This window comes from Streptomyces sp. NPDC101152 (genome assembly GCF_044768275.1).
GTDB lineage: Bacteria > Actinomycetota > Actinomycetes > Streptomycetales > Streptomycetaceae > Streptomyces.
On record NZ_JBIWPO010000056.1, the window covers coordinates 1 to 16,319 of the forward strand.

Consider the following 16,319-nt stretch of genomic DNA (forward strand, 5'->3'; position numbering starts at 1 on the left):
CAGTGATCACAGAGCGTCGCAACTCCATGATCACGGAGGCCTGTGCCCGCCTTGCGGCTGGGGCTCCCCATACCGCCTATCTGCGCGAGCTCTAAGCGCAGCCTCCGCGTCGGCCAGCTCGGAGGGCGACGGGATGCAGTCGCATGCTCCACACCGTGCTGCGCCGGAGGGAGAACGGGGACTCCGGCATGCTGAAGAACCGGCGCCTCGCCCGCCGTATCGCCGACGCCGGATTCGGGGAGATCCGCCGCCAGCTCGACTACAAGATGCGCCAGCGCCACGCTACACGCATCGTGGTCGCGGACCGCTGGTACCCGTCCTCGAAGACCTATTCCGGGTGCAAACCAGTGAAAGCCAAGCTGCCGCTGCACGTACGGACCTACGAATGCGACGCCTGCCACCTGGTCATCGACCGGGACGACAACGCCGCGCTCAATCTCGCCGCCCTAGCGGCGGCCTGCACGACTGGTACCGGAGTGGCCGGAGACCAGGACACCGCCCCGGCGGTGTCAAAGCCTCGTGGAGCCGACCAGAAGACCCGCGCCACCCGCCCCCGCCGCAAGGCGGAGGCGGGGCGGGCAGGTGGCGCAACCCTGCCGCAGCAGCGGCAGGAGGAGGCGAGAGACCGTCCTCAAGCCGAAGCCCTCACGCTTTGGTCATGTGACGGGCCTTCCGGGCCGGAATGCCCGGAATGCTGAGAGCCGCTGAGGCTCAAAGCAACGGTGACCAGACCCCGTTCGACCATGCTGCGGCCGGCAGCCACGACGGCATCCTCGCTCGGATGCGGATCCCAGCGCAGGATTCGGCGTGCCTTGTCGGTCGAGAAGCGGCGTGAGTAGCCCAACTCGTCCTTGACCGAGCGCAGGGTGGGGTTGGTGGCAGCTCCAGCGCGCACCGCGTCGTCGGGGATGACATCGGTCGGCACCCGAGCGGCGGCCTTGTCGAGGCGTGCCCTGAGAATGCCGGCGATCTCGCCCATGCTCAGTGCGGGGTCGGCGGCCAGGAGGAACCGCTCGCCGGCCGCGCCGGGCGCGGTCATCGCGGTGACGTGCGCGGCGGCGACGTCGCGCACGTCGACGACCGGGAAGTAGATGTTGAGCAGGCCGGGCACCTGGCCGTTCAGCAGTCGCTGGAGCACCTGGTTGGCGCCGGAGACCCGCGGGCCCAGAACCGATCCCATCACCGCGACAGGGAGCATCGTGGTCAGCTCCAGGCCGCCGCCCTGCGTGGCGACGAAGTCCCATGCCGCCTGCGGAGCACTGGGCCTTGCCCGCTTCGGCGGGCACATCATCCGCTGGTGGCCCACGCCGTCGGCGTTCTGCTTGGGCATGAGGCGGTATCCGCAGCGGGCGGCGGTCAGCCGGACCCAGGTCCCGCCCGCATCAGCAGTCGCATGACGATCACCACACGGTTGATCGACAGAACCGAGTCGAGGCGCGGAGCGTCCGGGAACGGCCGGTCGGGCGGGAAATCGCGGTCAAGGCCTACGACTTCTGTCCACGGCAACGGGGACGACGTGGGCCGAACCCTCGCGGCGGGTTGTCCGCGCATGCGGCGGCCCGGGTGCCGTCGGGCGGAAGAAGCGCGCCGTGGTCACCAGGGCCACGGCGAGGGCGGCGGGGATCGCGTAGGCGATGCGGAAGTGGCCGGTAGCCCCCAGACCCCCGCTCGCGCCGGCTCCGACGAGCACGCCGACGTAGTTGAAGACGTTGAGCCGGGCCAGCACCGTCTCGGGGGCACCGGGTTGCAGCCGGCCGGCCGCGGCGACGCACAACGGGGTCAGGGCAGCGACTCCGAGGCCCGCGCAGCATGCCGTGACGACCGCGTACGGCCAGCTCGGGGCCACCGCCAGACCGGCAAGGGCGACGGCTGCGAGCAGAGCCGCGGCGCGGACCACCGCCACCGGCCCGACCCGGCGCACCAGGTGGTCGGCGCCCGCCCGGCCGGTCACCGTGCCCGCCTGGTAGGCCGCGTACGCGAGCGGCGCGGCGGCCAGGGACGCGGCGAGGGTCTGGTGAAGGTAGGCCGTCGACCAGGCTGAGACCGTGGAGTCGACGACGTAGGCGACGAGCAGAACGACGCCGAAGGGGACGAGCCGCGTCCACATCCGCCGCTCCGGGATCTCGTCGTCCGGCGCCGGGCGGTCGCTGGACGAGGAGGGCACGTGCGCGAGGGCGTGGGGCCGGACGGTCAGCGCCAGGAGGGCCACGAGTACGGCGTGTGCGGTCAGGACGTACTGGACAGGCCAGCCCAGCCGGGAGACGCCCGCCGTCAGCAGCGCGGCTGCCACGCCCGCGGCGCTCCATGCGGCGTAGAAGGAGGAGAGGATGCTGCGCCCGTAGTGGCGTTCGACGGCGGCCGCGCGGGTGTTGACGGACACGTCGATGGCGCCCAGCGCCAGCCCGAAGAGGACGTAGGCCGCCGAGGCGGCGGCCCGGCCGGGTGCCCACGCCACGGCCAGCAGGGTCGCGGCCGCGGTCAGCACCGCCGCGCGCATGACGGCGACGGGACCCGAGCGGCGTACGGCGGCCAGACCCGCGAAGCTGCCGGCGCCCGCAGCCAGGGTCAGGGCGATCGTGAGGGCGGTCATCGCCAGGGACGACAGCGCCAGACGGCTCTCCACGGCGGGCACGGTGGTGGAAACGGCGGCCACCGCCACACCCTGGGCGGCGAACACGGTGGCCGTGACGCGACGGGCTCCCGCGAGCGAGCCGCCCCTCGCGGACCGGGGCGGAGCCGTCGCTCCGACGGATGCGGACATGGGGGACCCTCTTCCTGTCACGGGCCGTGGACGGGCCGGCGTGCGCGAATTGGAGCAACCGTAGAAATCCGGACCGATCCGCCGAAGGACACCGACGGCCACACGGGGGACCCTGGCGGCCAGCACAGGACGGCCCGGCCGGTAGCCGATGGCTTCGGGGTCAGAGCCCACGGCGGCTGGTGCCGAAGAGCCGACGGTTCGGGTGGCCGGAAGTCGACAGCCCAGGAGCCAGGAGCGAAAGGACCGGACCGAGGAGCCGACGGCCCGGGCAACCAGGAGCCAACAGCCCACTCGCCAAGAGTGAAAAGGCCAGGGTCAGGGACCGAGGGCGCACGGCCGGAAACCAGCGGCCGGGGGCCGGGAGCCAACAGCCCGGCAGTCGGGAAACGGAGGGGCTGGGGCTGTCTCGCGGGGCGGGTTCGGCGTCGGCCGGGTGGGAGGGGTATCGGTCTGAGACGCGCCGGGGCGGTCAGTGGGCTGGCCGCTGCAGCCCCCTTTGTGGCCGCACGGGCCAGTCCGCCGGTGCTTGCGTGCTGCCTAAGTTCCTCCCACGCCGAAAGTGGCGACGAGAGGAGGTGGACTCGTGAAGGAGTCCGAATTCGACACGTGTGTCATCGGTGCCGGTCCCGCTGGGCTGGCAGTGGCACGGGCGCTCGGGGAGCGACGGCTTCCCTACACGCACATCGAGCGGCACACCGGCCCGGGCGGCTTGTGGGACATCGACAACCCAGGCAGCCCGATGTACGAGTCGGCCCATTTCATCTCCAGCAAGACCCTCTCGGGCTTCGGCGGCTGGCCGATGCCCGACCACTTCGCCGACTACCCGCCGCAGCGGCAGATCCTGTCGTATCTGACGTCGTTCGCCGACGCGTACGGGCTGTCGGAACGCATCGAGTTCGGCACCGCGGTGCGCGACGTGGCGAAGAACGCGGACGGCACCTGGACGGTCACCCGTGCCGACGGGCGCCCGAGCCGGCACGCGCAGGTGGTGGTCTGCACCGGCTCGCAGTGGCACCCCAACATCCCCGAGATCCCTGGTGACTTCAGCGGCGAGATCCGGCACACGGTCGACTACCGCAGCAGCGACGAACTGCGCGGCAAGCGGGTCCTGGTGGTCGGCGCCGGCAACTCCGGCTGCGACATCGCCTGCGACGCGGCCCGTGCCGCCGACCACGCGGAGATCAGCATGCGCCGCGGTTACTGGTTCATCCCCAAGCACCTGTTCGGCAGGCCCGTGGACACTCTCGAAGGCGTCGGTCCCAGGATACCGAAGTGGCTGGAGCAGAGGCTGTTCGGCGCGCTCCTGCGGATCCTCAACGGCGATCCGGCCCGCCTCGGCCTGCAGAAGCCGGACCACAAGCTCTTCGAGACCCACCCCACGGTCAACTCGATGCTCCTGCACCACCTGCAGCACGGCGACATCACCGCGCGGCCGGGCGTTCTGCGCACCGAGGGCCGCACCGTCCACTTCACCGACGGCAGCAGCAACGACTTCGACCTGATCCTGCTGGCGACCGGCTATGTGCACAAAGTGCCCGTCGCGCAGGCCTACTTCGGCGACGAGCAGCACCCCGACCTGTACCTGTCGTCGTTCTCCCGCGAGCATGAGGGGCTGTTCGGCGTCGGCTTCATCGAGACCAACTCCGGCGCCTACCAGCTCTTCGACGCCCAGGCGCAGCTGATCGCCGGCTTCGTCGAGGACACTCGTCGGGGCCTGCCGAACGCCGCGCGGTTCGCCCGCATGATTCGCAGCGACCGCCCAGACCTGACCGGCGGTCTGCGGTTCGTGGACTCCCCCCGCCACACCGGCTACGTCGACAGCGCCGCGTACACCAAGTACGTCACCAAGGTCGCCGCCGCCATGGGCTGGCCCACCGAGGGGCGCCCGCCGGCTATGGGGGCCGTCCGCAGGAAGGAGACGGTGGCATGAGCGGCTACGACTACACCGGCAAGGTAATCCTGGTGACCGGCGGCGCGGGCGGCATCGGCAGCGCGCTGTGCCGGCGGTTCGCGAGCGGCGGCGCGGTGTGCGTCGTCGTCGACATCGACGGTGAGCGCGCGCTCCGGGTCGCGGACACCCTGCCCGGCGCCGGTCATCTGGGCCTCGGCTGCGACCTGCTGGACCGGGTCGGGGTCGCGGACCTCTTCGAACAGGTCGCCGCCGTCTTCGGCCGCCTCGATGTGCTGGTCAACAACGTCGGTATGACCAGCACCGAGCGGTTCGACACGCGCCCGGTGGAAACCATCGAGCGGGAGATCGACCTCAACATGATCTCCCCGCTGGTGGCCACCCGGCTGGCCATTCCCCTGCTGAGGGCCTCCGTTGATCCCCGCGTCGTCACCACGGTGTCCCTCGCCGGCATCTTCCCCCAGGGAGAGACTCCCATTTACGCGGCGTCGAAGTTCGGGCTGCGCGGCGCGATGCTGTCCATCGCCCTCGACCTGGGCACCAAGGGCATACGCGTCGGCTCGGTGCTGCCGTCGGCCACCGACACCCCGATGCTGCGCCGGGAGGCCGTCGACGGCGGCAACTCCCTGCAGTTTCAGGACCCGCCGCAGCAGCCGTCCGACGTCGTCGCCGCGGTGGTGAGCCTGCTCGACCGGCCGCGGCTCGAGGCGTATCCACGCGTCGGCGAATCGCTCCTGGTCCGCTTCTCCATGCTGGTGCCGAACCTTCTCCCCACCCTTCTCCCGCTCTTCTACAAGCGCGGCGAACGCGGCCTGGCCCGGTACCTGGAGGACCTGCGGCGCAGAGGACTGGCCCGGCAGGTCGACGGCCGCTGGGAACTGGTGCAGGAGGCATGACCATGAACACCGACACGAACACCCGCCCGAACGGCCGTCTGCTCACCGTCATCAACCCGGCCACCGGGGAGACCCTCGACACCCTGCCCGCCGCCACCGCGGGCGAGGTGGACACGGCCGTGGACAAGGCGCAGCGCGTCTTCGACAGCGGGGTGTGGTCGGCTCGGCCGCCCCGGGAGCGGGCAGCGGTCCTGTTGCGCCTCGCCGAACTGATGGAGCGGGACGCCGAGATCCTGGCCCGCCTGGACTGCGAGGATGCGGGCAAACCCATCACGGAGTGCCGTACCGGCGATGTGCCGGGCGCGATCGAGTCGATCCGCTGGTTCGCGGAGGCGGCTGACAAGGTCTTCGGCCGCACCGCCCCCACCAGCCACGACCACCTGGGTCTGATGAGCCGGGAACCCGTAGGAGCGGTCGCCGCCGTCCTCCCCTGGAACTACCCGCTCGCCATGGCCGCCTGGAAGATCGGCCCCGCCCTCGCCGCGGGCAACAGCCTGCTGCTCAAGCCTGCCGAGGCGACCCCGCGCTCGGCCCTCCACGTGGCCGGGCTGGCGACGGAGGCGGGACTGCCGGACGGCACCCTCGCCGTGCTGCCCGGCCATGGCACGGAAGCCGGCCGGGCGCTCGCCCGCCACCCCGGGATCAGCGCGCTCTCGTTCACCGGATCGACGGCGACCGGACGGCGGATCCTGGCCGACGCCGCGGAGACCAACTTCAAGCGGGTCTCCCTGGAGATGGGCGGCAAGAGCCCCCAGGTGCTGATGCCGGACGCGCTCGACTTCGGCGTCGACCTCATCGACGACATGATCGTGGCGGCGTTCCTGACGATGGGCCAGAACTGCACGGCCGGCTCCCGGATCCTGGTCCACGAGGACATCGCCGCCCAGGTCGTCGCACGGTTCACGGCCGCCGCCGGTGCCCTGGTCATCGGCGACCCGGCCAAGCCGGACACCCGCACGGGACCGCTGATCAGCACTGCGGCGCGAGACCGGGTCGCCCGCGCCGTGGACGAGGCGGTCGCGGCCGGAGCCGTGGCCCACACCGCCGGGTTGCCGGCGGGCCTGCACCCGCACGGGGCCTACTACCCGCCCACCGTCGTCGTCGGCGCCCCCGACGGCAGCCGGGTCCTCACGGAGGAACTGTTCGGCCCCGTGGTCACCGTCCAGACCTTCGCCTGTGAGCAGGAGGCGATCCGGACGGCGAACGCCACCCCTTACGGCCTTGCCGCGTCACTGTGGACCCACGACCTCGACACCGCCTTCCGCCTCGCCCGCGGCATCCAGGCCGGAGTGGTCTCCGTCAACTCCTACAGCGAGGGCGACATCACCGCCCCCTTCGCTGGCTGGAAACAGTCCGGATTCGGCGGGGCGGAGCGGTCCACCGACGCCTTCGCGCAGTGGACCAGGGAGAAGACCGTCTGGATCCGTACCCGCTAGCGCGGCCGAAACCGGACGCAGATGCTTAGATTGGTCGCCAGTACGGCCCTGGAGAGAAGCCATGACCGAGGCAACCCGTCCGGAGAACGGCACCACCCGCAGCACGTCGGCGACGATCTCCCCGAACATTCTGCGCTACCTGGTCCAGATCACCGAGGAGTACGGAGTCGACCTACAGCCGGAACTGGCGCAGGTCGGTCTCACCGAGACCCTGATGCGCTCGGCGGCCCTGCGCGTCTCCTACCGCCAAGGCAGTGCCGTCATCCGGCGCGCTGTCGAACTCACCGGGGACGAGAACCTGGGGCTGCGGGTCGGAGCCGCGCAGCACCTCACCGCCTGGGGGCTGCTGGGTTTCGCCATGCTCGCCAGCGATACCCTCCAGGTCGCCATCGAGGCGGGGGTACGTTTCCAGAACGTGTCCGGGGCGATGACGGTCTGGTCGGCGGGCCGGGAGGGCTCCGACTACGTCGTCCGAGCCGACCTCCCAGACCCGATGATCGACCCCAACGTCGCCGTCTTCCTCGTCGAGGAGGCGTACTCGAGCGTCGTCACCCTGGGCCGGCTCGCCGCCGACGCCGGCCTCGCACCCCAGGAGGTCCACTTCGTCTTCGCCGCCCCGCGCGACGTGCAGCCCTTCCGCGACCTCTTCCGCTGCCCCCTGCACTTCGGCGCCTCCCGCAACCGGCTGGTGGTACCGCAGGCATGGGTCAACCGGCCGATGCCGGGCCGCGATCCGGTCACCTACGCCTCGACCCTCGAGCTCCTCGAAGGGCAGATGGCCTCCCGCCGTCGCCAGCAGGACCTGCTGGAGATCCTGGAGATCTCCGTCGCGCAGAGCCTCCCGGTCGTCCCGTCTTTCTCCGAGCAGGCCCGCAGACACGCGTCGAGCGAGCGGACACTGCGCCGCCGCCTGGCCGACTGCGGCACCTCTTACGAGGCGATCGTCGAGGGCGTCCGCCGTGAGCGCGTCGAGCAGCTCCTGCACCGACCTCACCTCACCCTCCGCGAGGTGGCCCGCCAGGCGGGCTTCTCCGACGAACGCGCCCTGCGCCGGGCTGTCCGCCGCTGGCACGGCATGGCACCGTTGCAGCTGCGCGAGGGCTTCTCCTCGAACAAGGCGGGAACCACCCCGAGTCAAGGGCGCGGGGAACTACGCGACCAGCCGTAACCGGACCCGTAGCCGCCTCCACACCGGCGCCCCCACGCTTGAAGGCGGTCTGGGCCGTGGCCAGACCAGAGTCGTGGTCGAACATCTCCTCGGACGCCTTGCTGATCTTGAGTCCGGACTCGCCTACATCGAGGAGCAGGGCGCCGACATCCGCCGCTGGTCGGGGAAACACAAGCTCGAACTGTGTTTCACCCCGACCCACGCCTCCTGGGCGAGCCCCATCGACGCGCACTTCGGACCGCTGAGGCAGTTCACCATCGCCAACTCCGACTACCCCCATCACACCGTGCGGACCCGGGCCCTGCACGCCTACCTGCACTGGCGCAACGCCAACGCCCGTCACCGCGACGTCCTGGCCGCCGAACGCAAGGAACGTGCTGGCATCCGTAGCGAGAAAGGCATCCATTGGGGCGGACGCCCCCTCGCCACAGCGGCCTGAAGAAGCCGACGCACCTCACCCAGTCACAGACCTATCCCGCGTAAGGGTTGCCACCGAGCCAGGTGGTGCCGTCGATCAGTTCGCGCACCGCGTCCAAGTGGCCGCTGTGGCAAGCGACTTCGGTGAGCACGTGGATCAGGATGTGCCGCACGTCAGCCAGCTGCCAGGTCGGCCAGATCTCCACGGGCCAGGCGGCGGGCTCCTGTTCGGGCGCGGCGGCGAGCACGGCGTCTGCACGCGCGATGGCCGCCCGGTAGTCGGCGAAGACCTCGTCGGTGGTCATCCCCTCGGGTACGTACCAGTGCGCCTCCGCGCCTGCCGCGAGCTGTCCGGCCACATCCGGTTCGCCCGCGATCACCCCGGGGAACCAGAAGCGTTCGACATCCAGGGTGAGGTGGCGCAGCAATGCCAGGCAGCTCCAGCCGCTGGGCAGCACCGGCCGCCGCACATCCTCCTCCGAGAGGCCTTCGAGGATCCCGAGGACGTGTTCGCGCTGACGGTCCAGGGCTCCCTTGAGGGCGTCGAGTTCGGCGTTCACCGGGCGGCGCACAGTTCGGCGAGGCGTTCCAGGGTGCTGGCCATCTGCGTCTGCCACCAGGCGCGCCCGCTGTCCACTTCCGCGCGTTTGTCCTGCGGCATGCGCGAACCGTCGAAGGTCTCGGTCACGACCGTCGCCCCGGCTCCGTCCGGGAGCAGATCGAAGATCCACCGGTGGCCCCACGCGGCCCCGGGCGCGGTGGCGTCAGGGTGCCCGCGACCAGGCCTCGGCTCCCAGCCGATACGACGGTCCGGCTCGTACTCGACGACGTGGTTGATCATTTCGTAGTCGCCGTAGCGCTCGTAGTGCATGCGCATCACAAAAACGTCCCCGACGCCCGAGACCACGGCGCCGGAGACGCCACCGCGCAACATCCCCGAGCCATCGAGGTCCGGGTGCCGTCCGGGGTCGGCCAGGAATCGGAAGATCTCCTTCGCCGGGGCCCCGACGCGCCGGGACACCACCACTACGGCCTCGCCTGTCGTACTCGTCATCCGCGCGCCTCCGTCAACCGCACAGCATGAGCCTGACTCCGGCCCGGACGCTACACCGGGGGTACGACAACGCCTCGCCGAGGACGTACCACATGCCGTCGGTTGGCGATCAAGGACTGCCCCAGCTACCCGGCGAACGTATGCGGTCACAGCACTGATCTGTGGTGCCGGTCCGTCAAGGGGCACTCTTCAGCGGCGTCCGGGATTTGGGTCTCGGGCGCCGCCTGTGAGCATGAGGCCGGTCGGTGGCTGGTGGCGCGACTGTCGATCCCGACGCGTGGTCCATGCTGATATACGCGGGTTGGTCACCGCAGGACGGGCTGTTCGGCGGGAGCGCTTCCGCGGGTCTAGAGAATCGAGCGTGGCGGGCTGTGGCCGCTGCTCATCGTGCTGCCGCGGGTCGCTCCTCACGCTGCCGCCGCCCGGTGACCGGCCGGCCGCTCTGTGGACCCGTCTCAGTCTGGCAGGGTGTCCAGTGACCAGCACCAGCCGGCCAGCTCGCGGGCAATGGCCACACCAGATGGCGACCCTCTTGGAAAAGCACCTCGGACAACAAGGCGTCCCCACCCTCTTCCTGCACTGCGGCACCCCCGTCACCCAACGTGAGGAGATGGTGGACCGCTTCCAACGCGGTGAGGTGCCGGTGTTCCTGCTCTCCCCGAAGGCCGCGGGCACCGGCCTCAACCTCACCCGTGTGACCCACGTGGTGCACTACGACCGCTGGTGGAACCCTGCCGTCGAGGATCAGGCCACCGACCGCGCCTAGCGCATCGGCCAGGACAGACCCGTCCAGGTCCACAAACTCCTCACCGGGGGAACCGTGGAGGACAAGGTGGCGAAACTCCTCGAATCCAAGCGCGCGCTCGCCGACGCCGTGGTCGGCTCCGGTGAGGCCGCTCTGACCGAACTGTCCGACGCCGGTCTGGCCGAACTTGTCGCCCTGAGCAGGCAGTCATGAGCCCCTCGATTCCCGGCCCGCGCCGCGCGCCCACCCGCGGCAAGCGTGCCTTCGCCGCACTCACCGACGCCCAGTGGAACACCCTCCTCGACACCATCGCGGCCCAGGCTGGGCATCTCGCCGCTCTCCTTGACGGCGAGATGCCCGCCGAACTCGTCGACGACGCCCGCGTAGCCGGCGTACCCCTGCTCCCCCAGCCCACCGAACTCGACCCCGAATGCTCCTGCCCCGACTGGGGCTCCCCCTGTAAACACGCCGCCGCCCTCTGCTACGCCATCGCCTCCACCATCGACGCCGATCCCTTCGTCGTATTCGCCCTGCGCGGCCGCGGACGGGAGGAAACCCTCGCCCAGTTGCGCGCCCGGCGTATGGCCGCCAGGCGACCTCCACCCCACCGGCCCCAGCCGGCCCCCCGGCAGCCGGCGCCTACGCAGCCTGGGCCGCCCTGGCCGACACCCCTCCGCCCCTGCCCGAACTCCCCGAACCAGCCCCCCACACCGCCGCACCGCCCGCCGCTCCGCCACCCGGCACCGGTCTGTCCACTGGGGACCTCGAACACCTCATGGCGGACACCGCTTCGCGCCGCCCGGCTCCTCACCGGCGACACCACGAGCCTGCACCTGTCCCAGCGCCAGGACGCGGCACGAATCGCCGCCAGCAACTGCGAACCGGAGTGGATCCACCACCTCATCCACAACACCGGTACCAAACCGACCGCGTTCGCCCGCCTCACCCCCGGCCCCGTCACGGCGCTCACCTCCGTCTGGCAACAGACCGAGAGATGACAGTCGGCAGCCGACTGGGTGGCCCACAACCAACCGGGTGCCGTAGGAGGGCCCAGGCCACGAGGTTGACGAGGCGCTGCCCCGGAATCGCCCGGGCCCGCTACCCGCGGCGGGAGCCGGGGCGGTCCTCGCTTGCGGCGAGGCGTATGTGGGGCCGCGGCCAGCTGGTACAGCCGTGGCCTCTGCGGTGGCATCGTTCGCGGCGACCGCGGGATCAGTGGTCCGCGATCCATTGGTCGACCCGTTGCCACTGGGTCAGCAGCCACTGCTCACGCACATCGTCGCCGTAGGGGATCTCCGCGGCGGGGACCTTCCACCAGTGCGCGCGGACCTGTTCGCGCAGCGGTATGCCGGCCCAGGCCGTGTGCACCGAGTCGATGGCGTCGAGGCCGGTGTGTGCCACGAAGACCACGTCGGCGCCTTTCGCCGCCGACAGCGCCGCGAGGGTGCCCGTGGTGTGTGGTGGCAGGACGTGGCGCATGCCGGCCGCCCGGACGGCGGTACGCGTCTTGCCACGCCGCCACAGCGACGCGACGGCCCTGTGGTGGCGCCGCTCGGTGTAGTTGCCGCCTTCCGGGAAAAGCACGAGTGCGTACCCGGAGGACAGGGTTGACGCCAGATTCGCCACCGCCTCGGACGCGGTTGTGCCCCGGCGCGGAGGCAGGAAGCAGTGCGGCAGCCGTCCCATGATCACATCCAGGCAGGGGTCCAGGCGCAGTGCCCGTTTCAGGACGGTGCACGGGAGCAGTCCCGCTTCGGCCAGCAGCAGGTGCAGCACAAGGAACGAATCGCCGGGACCGGCGTGCCGGGCCAGTACGACCACGGGCGGTCTCCCGGGCCGCGCGGCGGGTATCGCAGGTGTCACCCGCAGCGTGAGCCCGAACACCGGCTCCGCGACCCGCCGCAGCACCCGCAGCACCCGGTCGAGCAACGCGTAGGTCGCCGCCGTACGCCGCGCCGTGGCTGCGCGCAGGCCGGGGGCGTACCGCAGCCACAGGGCACCGGCCGCGACCAGCCCCGACAGGTCGACCAAGAGGTAGAACAACAGGAAGGCGACGATCCTGACGAGCCGCCACCGGCCACCGCGCACCGCCGACACCGGTGCCGTGAGCAGGCAGACCGCCATCAGCACGACGGCGGTCACGGGCACCAGGCACAGTGCCGCGGTCGTGGTGAGGATCCGCCGGACCCCGGTCAGCAGGGCCAGGGAGGCGACTGCGGCGGGTCCGTCGTCTCGAGAGGCGTTCACGGCCCGCCGCCGGTGCGCAGGTCGCTGAGGTAGTGGCAGGAGGCGTCGTAGGCACGTTCGACCCGTTCCGCGGTCTGGCCGAACGTCTTGTACCGCAATTGCTGAAGCGTGCCACCCGGGTTCCCGGTGGGTGCGCCACTGGGCAGGACGTGCACAGTCACGTCGGGCGGCAGGTCGGCCATGTCACGAGCGAAGCGGTGGCGACGGGCGATCTCGAACGCGACCATCGCCACCTGCCAGGGCAGCCGCGGCGGCCTGAGCGGGGACTCTATGCGGCCGACCTGGAGCACGTAGATCTCGCGGGCCCCGAGGGTGACAGCACGGCCGACGGGGATGCTGTTGACCAGGCCGCCGTCGACGAAGTGCTCGTCGCCCACGCGCACCGGTGGCAGCAGCCCCGGCACCGCGCAGGAGGCGAGCACGGCGTCCGCGAGCGGCCCCTGCACAAACCAGTGTTCGGCAGCGCGTTCGATGCTCGACGCCACACACTGGAACGGCACCGCGAGGTCCTCCAGCCGCTCGACGGGGAGGTGGGCCTTGAGCAGGTCCCGCAGCGGACCGTCGGAATGCAGATGGGTGCCGCTGCGGAACGCGGTGCCGAGCCTTCCCAGCAACGAGCCGGAAAAGACGCCGGCGTGTCCGAGCCCGGACCACAGACCGGCCAGGTGCTCGATCGCGGCTGGCGTCGGGTCGGCTGCGACGACGACGCCGTTGATGGCGCCGACGGACGTGCCCACCACCAAGTCCGGCATCACTCTCGCCTCCAGCAGTGCTTTCAGCATGCCGACCTCATACGCTCCGAGCGCTCCGCCGCCGCCGAGCACGAAGGCCCGCGCGGGGGTAGGTGCCGCGTGGCCGTGGGCAGCCGCCTGCACGTCGTCCGGCGTGCCGCCATGCGGAATCTGGCTGCTACCGCTCATGAACGGAACATGCCCCGACCACGCGCCCGCAGTCCCCGCTCACCTGGTGCGGCCGTCACGTGCCTCTGGAGTGGGCCCAAGGGATCACGGGCACAACGGCCAACGCTTCATGGGGGTTCGCTACGTCATGGCTGTAGCGGGTGGAAGGTCAGGCCGATCTCCGCGACGAAGCCGTCGAGAACGGCGGCCCGGTACTGAAGGCGCTTGATTCCCGGGCGCGAGCGGCCCGGCCCCCGGCCCCTGGTGCCCTGGGCCGGCATCCCGCCGGTCACCCAGCTGCAGCCCGCCGCGCGCCCGTGGATCAGTTCGTGCCAGGACGGCGCCCTCCAGGACGACGTGAAGGCCGTCTTCCAGGGCATAGACCTACCAGATGCTCGATGAACCGCCATCACGCTTCTCAAAGACAGGGCCCGAGGGCCCCCAGGGCGCGATTCCTGGACCGCTCGCGGACGCGGTCGTGGATGATCGAATCACGCGTCAGCTGACCCGAAGACCGACCGCCAGCATCAGTTCAAGGACCCGGTGTGGCGATGCGAGATCTGGAAACAGCTCCCGCAGCTGCGCCATCCGGTACCGGACTGTCTGGGGATGGACGAACAACGCCCCCGCCACCTCGTCCCGCCTGCCCTGGTGCAGCAGCCACGCCCGCAACGTCTCCTCCAGCCGCCGTGCGGTTGCGACAGGTACGGTCCGCAACGGTGCCAGGGCTCGGGCGCGCAGGTCTGCGTACGCGTCCATGTCGGCGCTCAGCACCAGCTCGGGCAGGTGGTCCTCGGTGTCGCGAATGTCAGAGGAAAGGGAGCGCGCGCGTAGGGCTCGTGCGTACGAGGCGGACGCGCGGGTCCATGGCCGGGCCGGGCCGACCACGGCGGTGCGGTCGTTCAGCTGCCGCAGGAGATGTGATCGGTCGGCATCGGGGACGAGCAGCACACCAGTGGCGTCCGGCAGATCGTCGAGAACGAGGGTGCTCGGGTCGAGCGCGCGGTAGGCAGGTCGGGTCTGCGCAGCGGGCAGCAGGACCGCGGTCAGCGAAACCGGAGGCTGCCACCCGGCCCGTTGAACAGAGGCCAGCAGTACGTCCGGGCTCGCGCCGGCGAGGAGGTCGCGGGCCAGGATTTCCAGGTGGCGCTCCTGAGCCCTGCCCCGGGCGGCCAGTTCGTCGGCGTGGCCCGCGGCGCTCGCGGCGGAGAGCTCGTCGATGTAGGCGAAGGTCAGCTCGGCGAACTTGGCGACCTCTGCGGCGGGCAGACCTGCGAGTACGGCACCCGCTGCGAGGCATCGCCAGGCCACGCGGGCGCCGACGCGGTAGGCGCTGAGCAGGGCGTCCATCGAACGGCCGTCGCGGACCTCGCCGCGGCCCAGCTCGTAGGCTGCGTCACCGGCGTCGCCGCCTGTCGCCTTTCCGCTCGCGAGGTCCAGGTAGTGCCCCAGGGCGGTGCGGACGGCTCGGCGGATGGTGGCGCCCATGTGGCCCGTAAGGGCGTTGGCGTAGGGAGGCACCTCGTCGATGATCGCCTGGACGACCTCGTCGGCGGTCGTCTTCAGCGCGGCCCGCAGTGCGGTGACCGTCGTCTCATCCAGGACCAGTTCGCTGGCCCTCTCGATTGCATGGCTCACGTCTTTGTTCCCTGAGAACAATTCAGCCGACCAGATTCACATCCTGCGGTCAGGACTTTACGCCTCAAGGCGCAGCAAGCTGGAGTCATGACGAGTGCAGCCCTGCGCAGCAGGGCGTGGAAAATGCTGGAGATGGTCACGACGCCACTGCTGCCGTCGGACTACCTCGACCTGGTCAGCCCGCTGCGTGTGGGCGCTGACCTGCGGGGGCGTATCGAGGCCGTGCACCCGGAGACGGCTGACGCCGCGACTGTCGTGATCAGACCGGGACGGGGCTGGCGCGGCCACACGGCCGGTCAGTACATGCGGGTCGGGGTCGACGTCGACGGGGTGCGCCTGTGGCGTGCCTACTCCATCACCTCGCCGACGAACCGCCCGGACGGCCGCGTCACGATCACCGTGAAGGCGATCCCGGACGGCAAGGTCAGCAACCACCTGGTCCGCCGGGCGAAACCGGGCACGCTGATCCAGCTCGACCAGGCGACCGGTGACTTCGTGCTGCCGCAGGCCAAGCCCGCCAAGGTGCTCTACCTGACGGCCGGAAGCGGCGTTACGCCCGTGATGGGCATGCTGCGCGACACCGAGTTCGACGACGTCGTCATGGTCCACAGCGCGCCACAGCCGCACGACGTGATCTTCCGCAGCGAGCTGCACGGCCTGGTCGCGGACAAGAAGCTGCGACTCACCGAGGTGCACACCGACACGGACGGCGTGCTCGACATCGCCCGCCTCGACGAACTCGTGCCCGACTGGGCCGAGCGCGAGACGTGGGCCTGCGGGCCCGCGGGCCTGCTCGACGCCGCCGAAGAGCACTGGACCGAGCACGGCGTACCAGAGCGCCTGCACACCGAACGCTTCCGCCCCAGCATCGTCGTCGCTGGCGACGGCGGCGCGGTCACGTTCAGCGCCACCGGCAAGACCGTCGACGCGGACGGCGCAACGCCGTTGCTGGACATCGGCGAGGAGGCCGGCGTGCTCATGCCCTCCGGCTGCCGCATGGGCATCTGCTTCGGCTGCGTCACGCCCCTCAAGGCGGGCGTCGTCCGCGACCTGCGCACCGGCGAGATCACCGAGGCCGAGCCGGGCGTCCTCATCCAGACCTGCGTGTCCGCCGCGGCGGGCCCCTGCGACATCGACCGGTAGGAGCAC

The 16,319-nt window shown here is 70.9% G+C and carries 15 protein-coding genes and 2 pseudogenes; 9 read left to right on the plus strand and 8 right to left on the minus strand.

Annotated features, from left to right (window positions below):
- Nucleotides 1-143: 143 nt before the first annotated feature.
- Nucleotides 144-698: a zinc ribbon domain-containing protein gene (locus ACIRVK_RS38895; RefSeq protein WP_404255774.1), complete on the plus strand. Its 555-nt coding sequence runs from the start codon at nucleotides 144-146 to the stop codon at nucleotides 696-698.
- On the opposite strand, the gene ACIRVK_RS38900 is transcribed toward ACIRVK_RS38895, so the two are convergent.
- The gene (locus tag ACIRVK_RS38900) at nucleotides 632-1,330 is read right to left on the minus strand and encodes a hypothetical protein (RefSeq protein WP_404255776.1); all 699 of its coding nucleotides are present in this window, start codon (nucleotides 1,328-1,330) and stop codon (nucleotides 632-634) included. The two genes, ACIRVK_RS38895 and ACIRVK_RS38900, sit on opposite strands and share 67 nt — an antisense overlap.
- 147 nt (nucleotides 1,331-1,477) lie before the next feature.
- A complete protein-coding gene (locus ACIRVK_RS38905) occupies nucleotides 1,478-2,761 on the minus strand; it encodes an MFS transporter (protein WP_404255778.1) in 1,284 nt (427 codons plus the stop codon).
- 583 nt (nucleotides 2,762-3,344) lie between these two features.
- On the opposite strand from ACIRVK_RS38905, the gene ACIRVK_RS38910 reads away from it, so the two are divergent.
- From ACIRVK_RS38910 to ACIRVK_RS38930, 5 genes and pseudogenes are all read left to right on the plus strand, one after another.
- Nucleotides 3,345-4,691 (plus strand): flavin-containing monooxygenase, encoded by a 1,347-nt coding sequence (locus ACIRVK_RS38910; RefSeq protein ID WP_404255780.1) that lies wholly within the window; start codon nucleotides 3,345-3,347, stop codon nucleotides 4,689-4,691.
- A complete protein-coding gene (locus tag ACIRVK_RS38915) occupies nucleotides 4,688-5,566 on the plus strand; it encodes an SDR family NAD(P)-dependent oxidoreductase (protein ID WP_404255782.1) in 879 nt (292 codons plus the stop codon). Before ACIRVK_RS38910 ends, ACIRVK_RS38915 begins: the two co-directional genes overlap by 4 nt.
- Before the next feature lie 2 nt (nucleotides 5,567-5,568).
- On the plus strand, nucleotides 5,569-7,002 hold the full coding sequence (locus tag ACIRVK_RS38920) for an aldehyde dehydrogenase family protein (protein WP_404255784.1): 1,434 nt from the start codon (nucleotides 5,569-5,571) through the stop codon (nucleotides 7,000-7,002).
- 61 nt (nucleotides 7,003-7,063) lie between these two features.
- Nucleotides 7,064-8,170 carry an AraC family transcriptional regulator gene (locus tag ACIRVK_RS38925; RefSeq protein WP_404255786.1) on the plus strand — a complete coding sequence of 369 codons (1,107 nt, stop codon included), beginning with the start codon at nucleotides 7,064-7,066 and terminating at the stop codon, nucleotides 8,168-8,170.
- 136 nt (nucleotides 8,171-8,306) lie between these two features.
- Nucleotides 8,307-8,609, plus strand: a pseudogene (locus tag ACIRVK_RS38930) (IS630 family transposase); the annotation flags it as partial.
- Nucleotides 8,610-8,640: 31 nt separating this feature from the next.
- Here ACIRVK_RS38930 and ACIRVK_RS38935 read toward each other — a convergent pair.
- Entirely contained in the window at nucleotides 8,641-9,147 is a 507-nt protein-coding gene (locus ACIRVK_RS38935) for a DinB family protein (protein WP_404255788.1), read from the minus strand.
- Nucleotides 9,144-9,641, minus strand: a complete 498-nt coding sequence (locus ACIRVK_RS38940; RefSeq protein ID WP_404255790.1) for an SRPBCC family protein — start codon at nucleotides 9,639-9,641, stop codon at nucleotides 9,144-9,146. Before ACIRVK_RS38940 ends, ACIRVK_RS38935 begins: the two co-directional genes overlap by 4 nt.
- A gap of 517 nt (nucleotides 9,642-10,158) precedes the next feature.
- Between ACIRVK_RS38940 and ACIRVK_RS38945 the strand changes: the two are divergent.
- Nucleotides 10,159-10,599 (plus strand): annotated as a pseudogene (locus tag ACIRVK_RS38945) (DEAD/DEAH box helicase); the annotation flags it as partial.
- The gene (locus tag ACIRVK_RS38950) at nucleotides 10,596-11,384 is read left to right on the plus strand and encodes an SWIM zinc finger family protein (protein ID WP_404255792.1); all 789 of its coding nucleotides are present in this window, start codon (nucleotides 10,596-10,598) and stop codon (nucleotides 11,382-11,384) included. The pseudogene ACIRVK_RS38945 and the gene ACIRVK_RS38950, both read left to right, overlap by 4 nt.
- A gap of 214 nt (nucleotides 11,385-11,598) precedes the next feature.
- Here ACIRVK_RS38950 and ACIRVK_RS38955 read toward each other — a convergent pair whose 3' ends face one another.
- The 4 genes from ACIRVK_RS38955 to ACIRVK_RS38970 all read right to left on the minus strand — a co-directional run bounded on the left by ACIRVK_RS38955 (nucleotide 11,599) and on the right by ACIRVK_RS38970 (nucleotide 15,170).
- Nucleotides 11,599-12,633 (minus strand): 1-acyl-sn-glycerol-3-phosphate acyltransferase, encoded by a 1,035-nt coding sequence (locus ACIRVK_RS38955; protein ID WP_404255794.1) that lies wholly within the window; start codon nucleotides 12,631-12,633, stop codon nucleotides 11,599-11,601.
- Nucleotides 12,630-13,553: a patatin-like phospholipase family protein gene (locus tag ACIRVK_RS38960; RefSeq protein WP_404255796.1), complete on the minus strand. Its 924-nt coding sequence runs from the start codon at nucleotides 13,551-13,553 to the stop codon at nucleotides 12,630-12,632. The genes ACIRVK_RS38955 and ACIRVK_RS38960 overlap by 4 nt, the downstream gene beginning before the upstream one ends.
- Nucleotides 13,554-13,678: 125 nt before the next feature.
- Nucleotides 13,679-13,912 carry a hypothetical protein gene (locus ACIRVK_RS38965; protein ID WP_404255798.1) on the minus strand — a complete coding sequence of 78 codons (234 nt, stop codon included), beginning with the start codon at nucleotides 13,910-13,912 and terminating at the stop codon, nucleotides 13,679-13,681.
- A 118-nt stretch (nucleotides 13,913-14,030) separates the two neighbouring features.
- A complete protein-coding gene (locus ACIRVK_RS38970; protein ID WP_404255800.1) occupies nucleotides 14,031-15,170 on the minus strand; it encodes a PucR family transcriptional regulator in 1,140 nt (379 codons plus the stop codon).
- Nucleotides 15,171-15,257: 87 nt separating this feature from the next.
- Here ACIRVK_RS38970 and ACIRVK_RS38975 point away from each other — a divergent pair, with 87 nt between their 5' ends.
- On the plus strand, nucleotides 15,258-16,313 hold the full coding sequence (locus ACIRVK_RS38975; RefSeq protein WP_404255802.1) for a ferredoxin reductase: 1,056 nt from the start codon (nucleotides 15,258-15,260) through the stop codon (nucleotides 16,311-16,313).
- Nucleotides 16,314-16,319: the final 6 nt, after the last annotated feature.

Bases quoted from the DNA above. Each gene is read 5' to 3' on its own strand.
- ACIRVK_RS38895 (WP_404255774.1), top strand. From the start codon at position 144: ATGCTCCACACCGTGCTGCGCCGGAGGGAGAACGGGGACTCCGGCATG.
- ACIRVK_RS38900 (WP_404255776.1), bottom strand. From the start codon at position 1,330: ATGCCCAAGCAGAACGCCGACGGCGTGGGCCACCAGCGGATGATGTGC.
- ACIRVK_RS38905 (WP_404255778.1), bottom strand. From the start codon at position 2,761: ATGTCCGCATCCGTCGGAGCGACGGCTCCGCCCCGGTCCGCGAGGGGC.
- ACIRVK_RS38915 (WP_404255782.1), top strand. From the start codon at position 4,688: ATGAGCGGCTACGACTACACCGGCAAGGTAATCCTGGTGACCGGCGGC.
- ACIRVK_RS38920 (WP_404255784.1), top strand. From the start codon at position 5,569: ATGAACACCGACACGAACACCCGCCCGAACGGCCGTCTGCTCACCGTC.
- ACIRVK_RS38925 (WP_404255786.1), top strand. From the start codon at position 7,064: ATGACCGAGGCAACCCGTCCGGAGAACGGCACCACCCGCAGCACGTCG.
- ACIRVK_RS38940 (WP_404255790.1), bottom strand. From the start codon at position 9,641: ATGACGAGTACGACAGGCGAGGCCGTAGTGGTGGTGTCCCGGCGCGTC.
- ACIRVK_RS38950 (WP_404255792.1), top strand. From the start codon at position 10,596: ATGAGCCCCTCGATTCCCGGCCCGCGCCGCGCGCCCACCCGCGGCAAG.
- ACIRVK_RS38960 (WP_404255796.1), bottom strand. From the start codon at position 13,553: ATGAGCGGTAGCAGCCAGATTCCGCATGGCGGCACGCCGGACGACGTG.
- ACIRVK_RS38965 (WP_404255798.1), bottom strand. From the start codon at position 13,912: ATGCCCTGGAAGACGGCCTTCACGTCGTCCTGGAGGGCGCCGTCCTGG.
- ACIRVK_RS38975 (WP_404255802.1), top strand. From the start codon at position 15,258: ATGACGAGTGCAGCCCTGCGCAGCAGGGCGTGGAAAATGCTGGAGATG.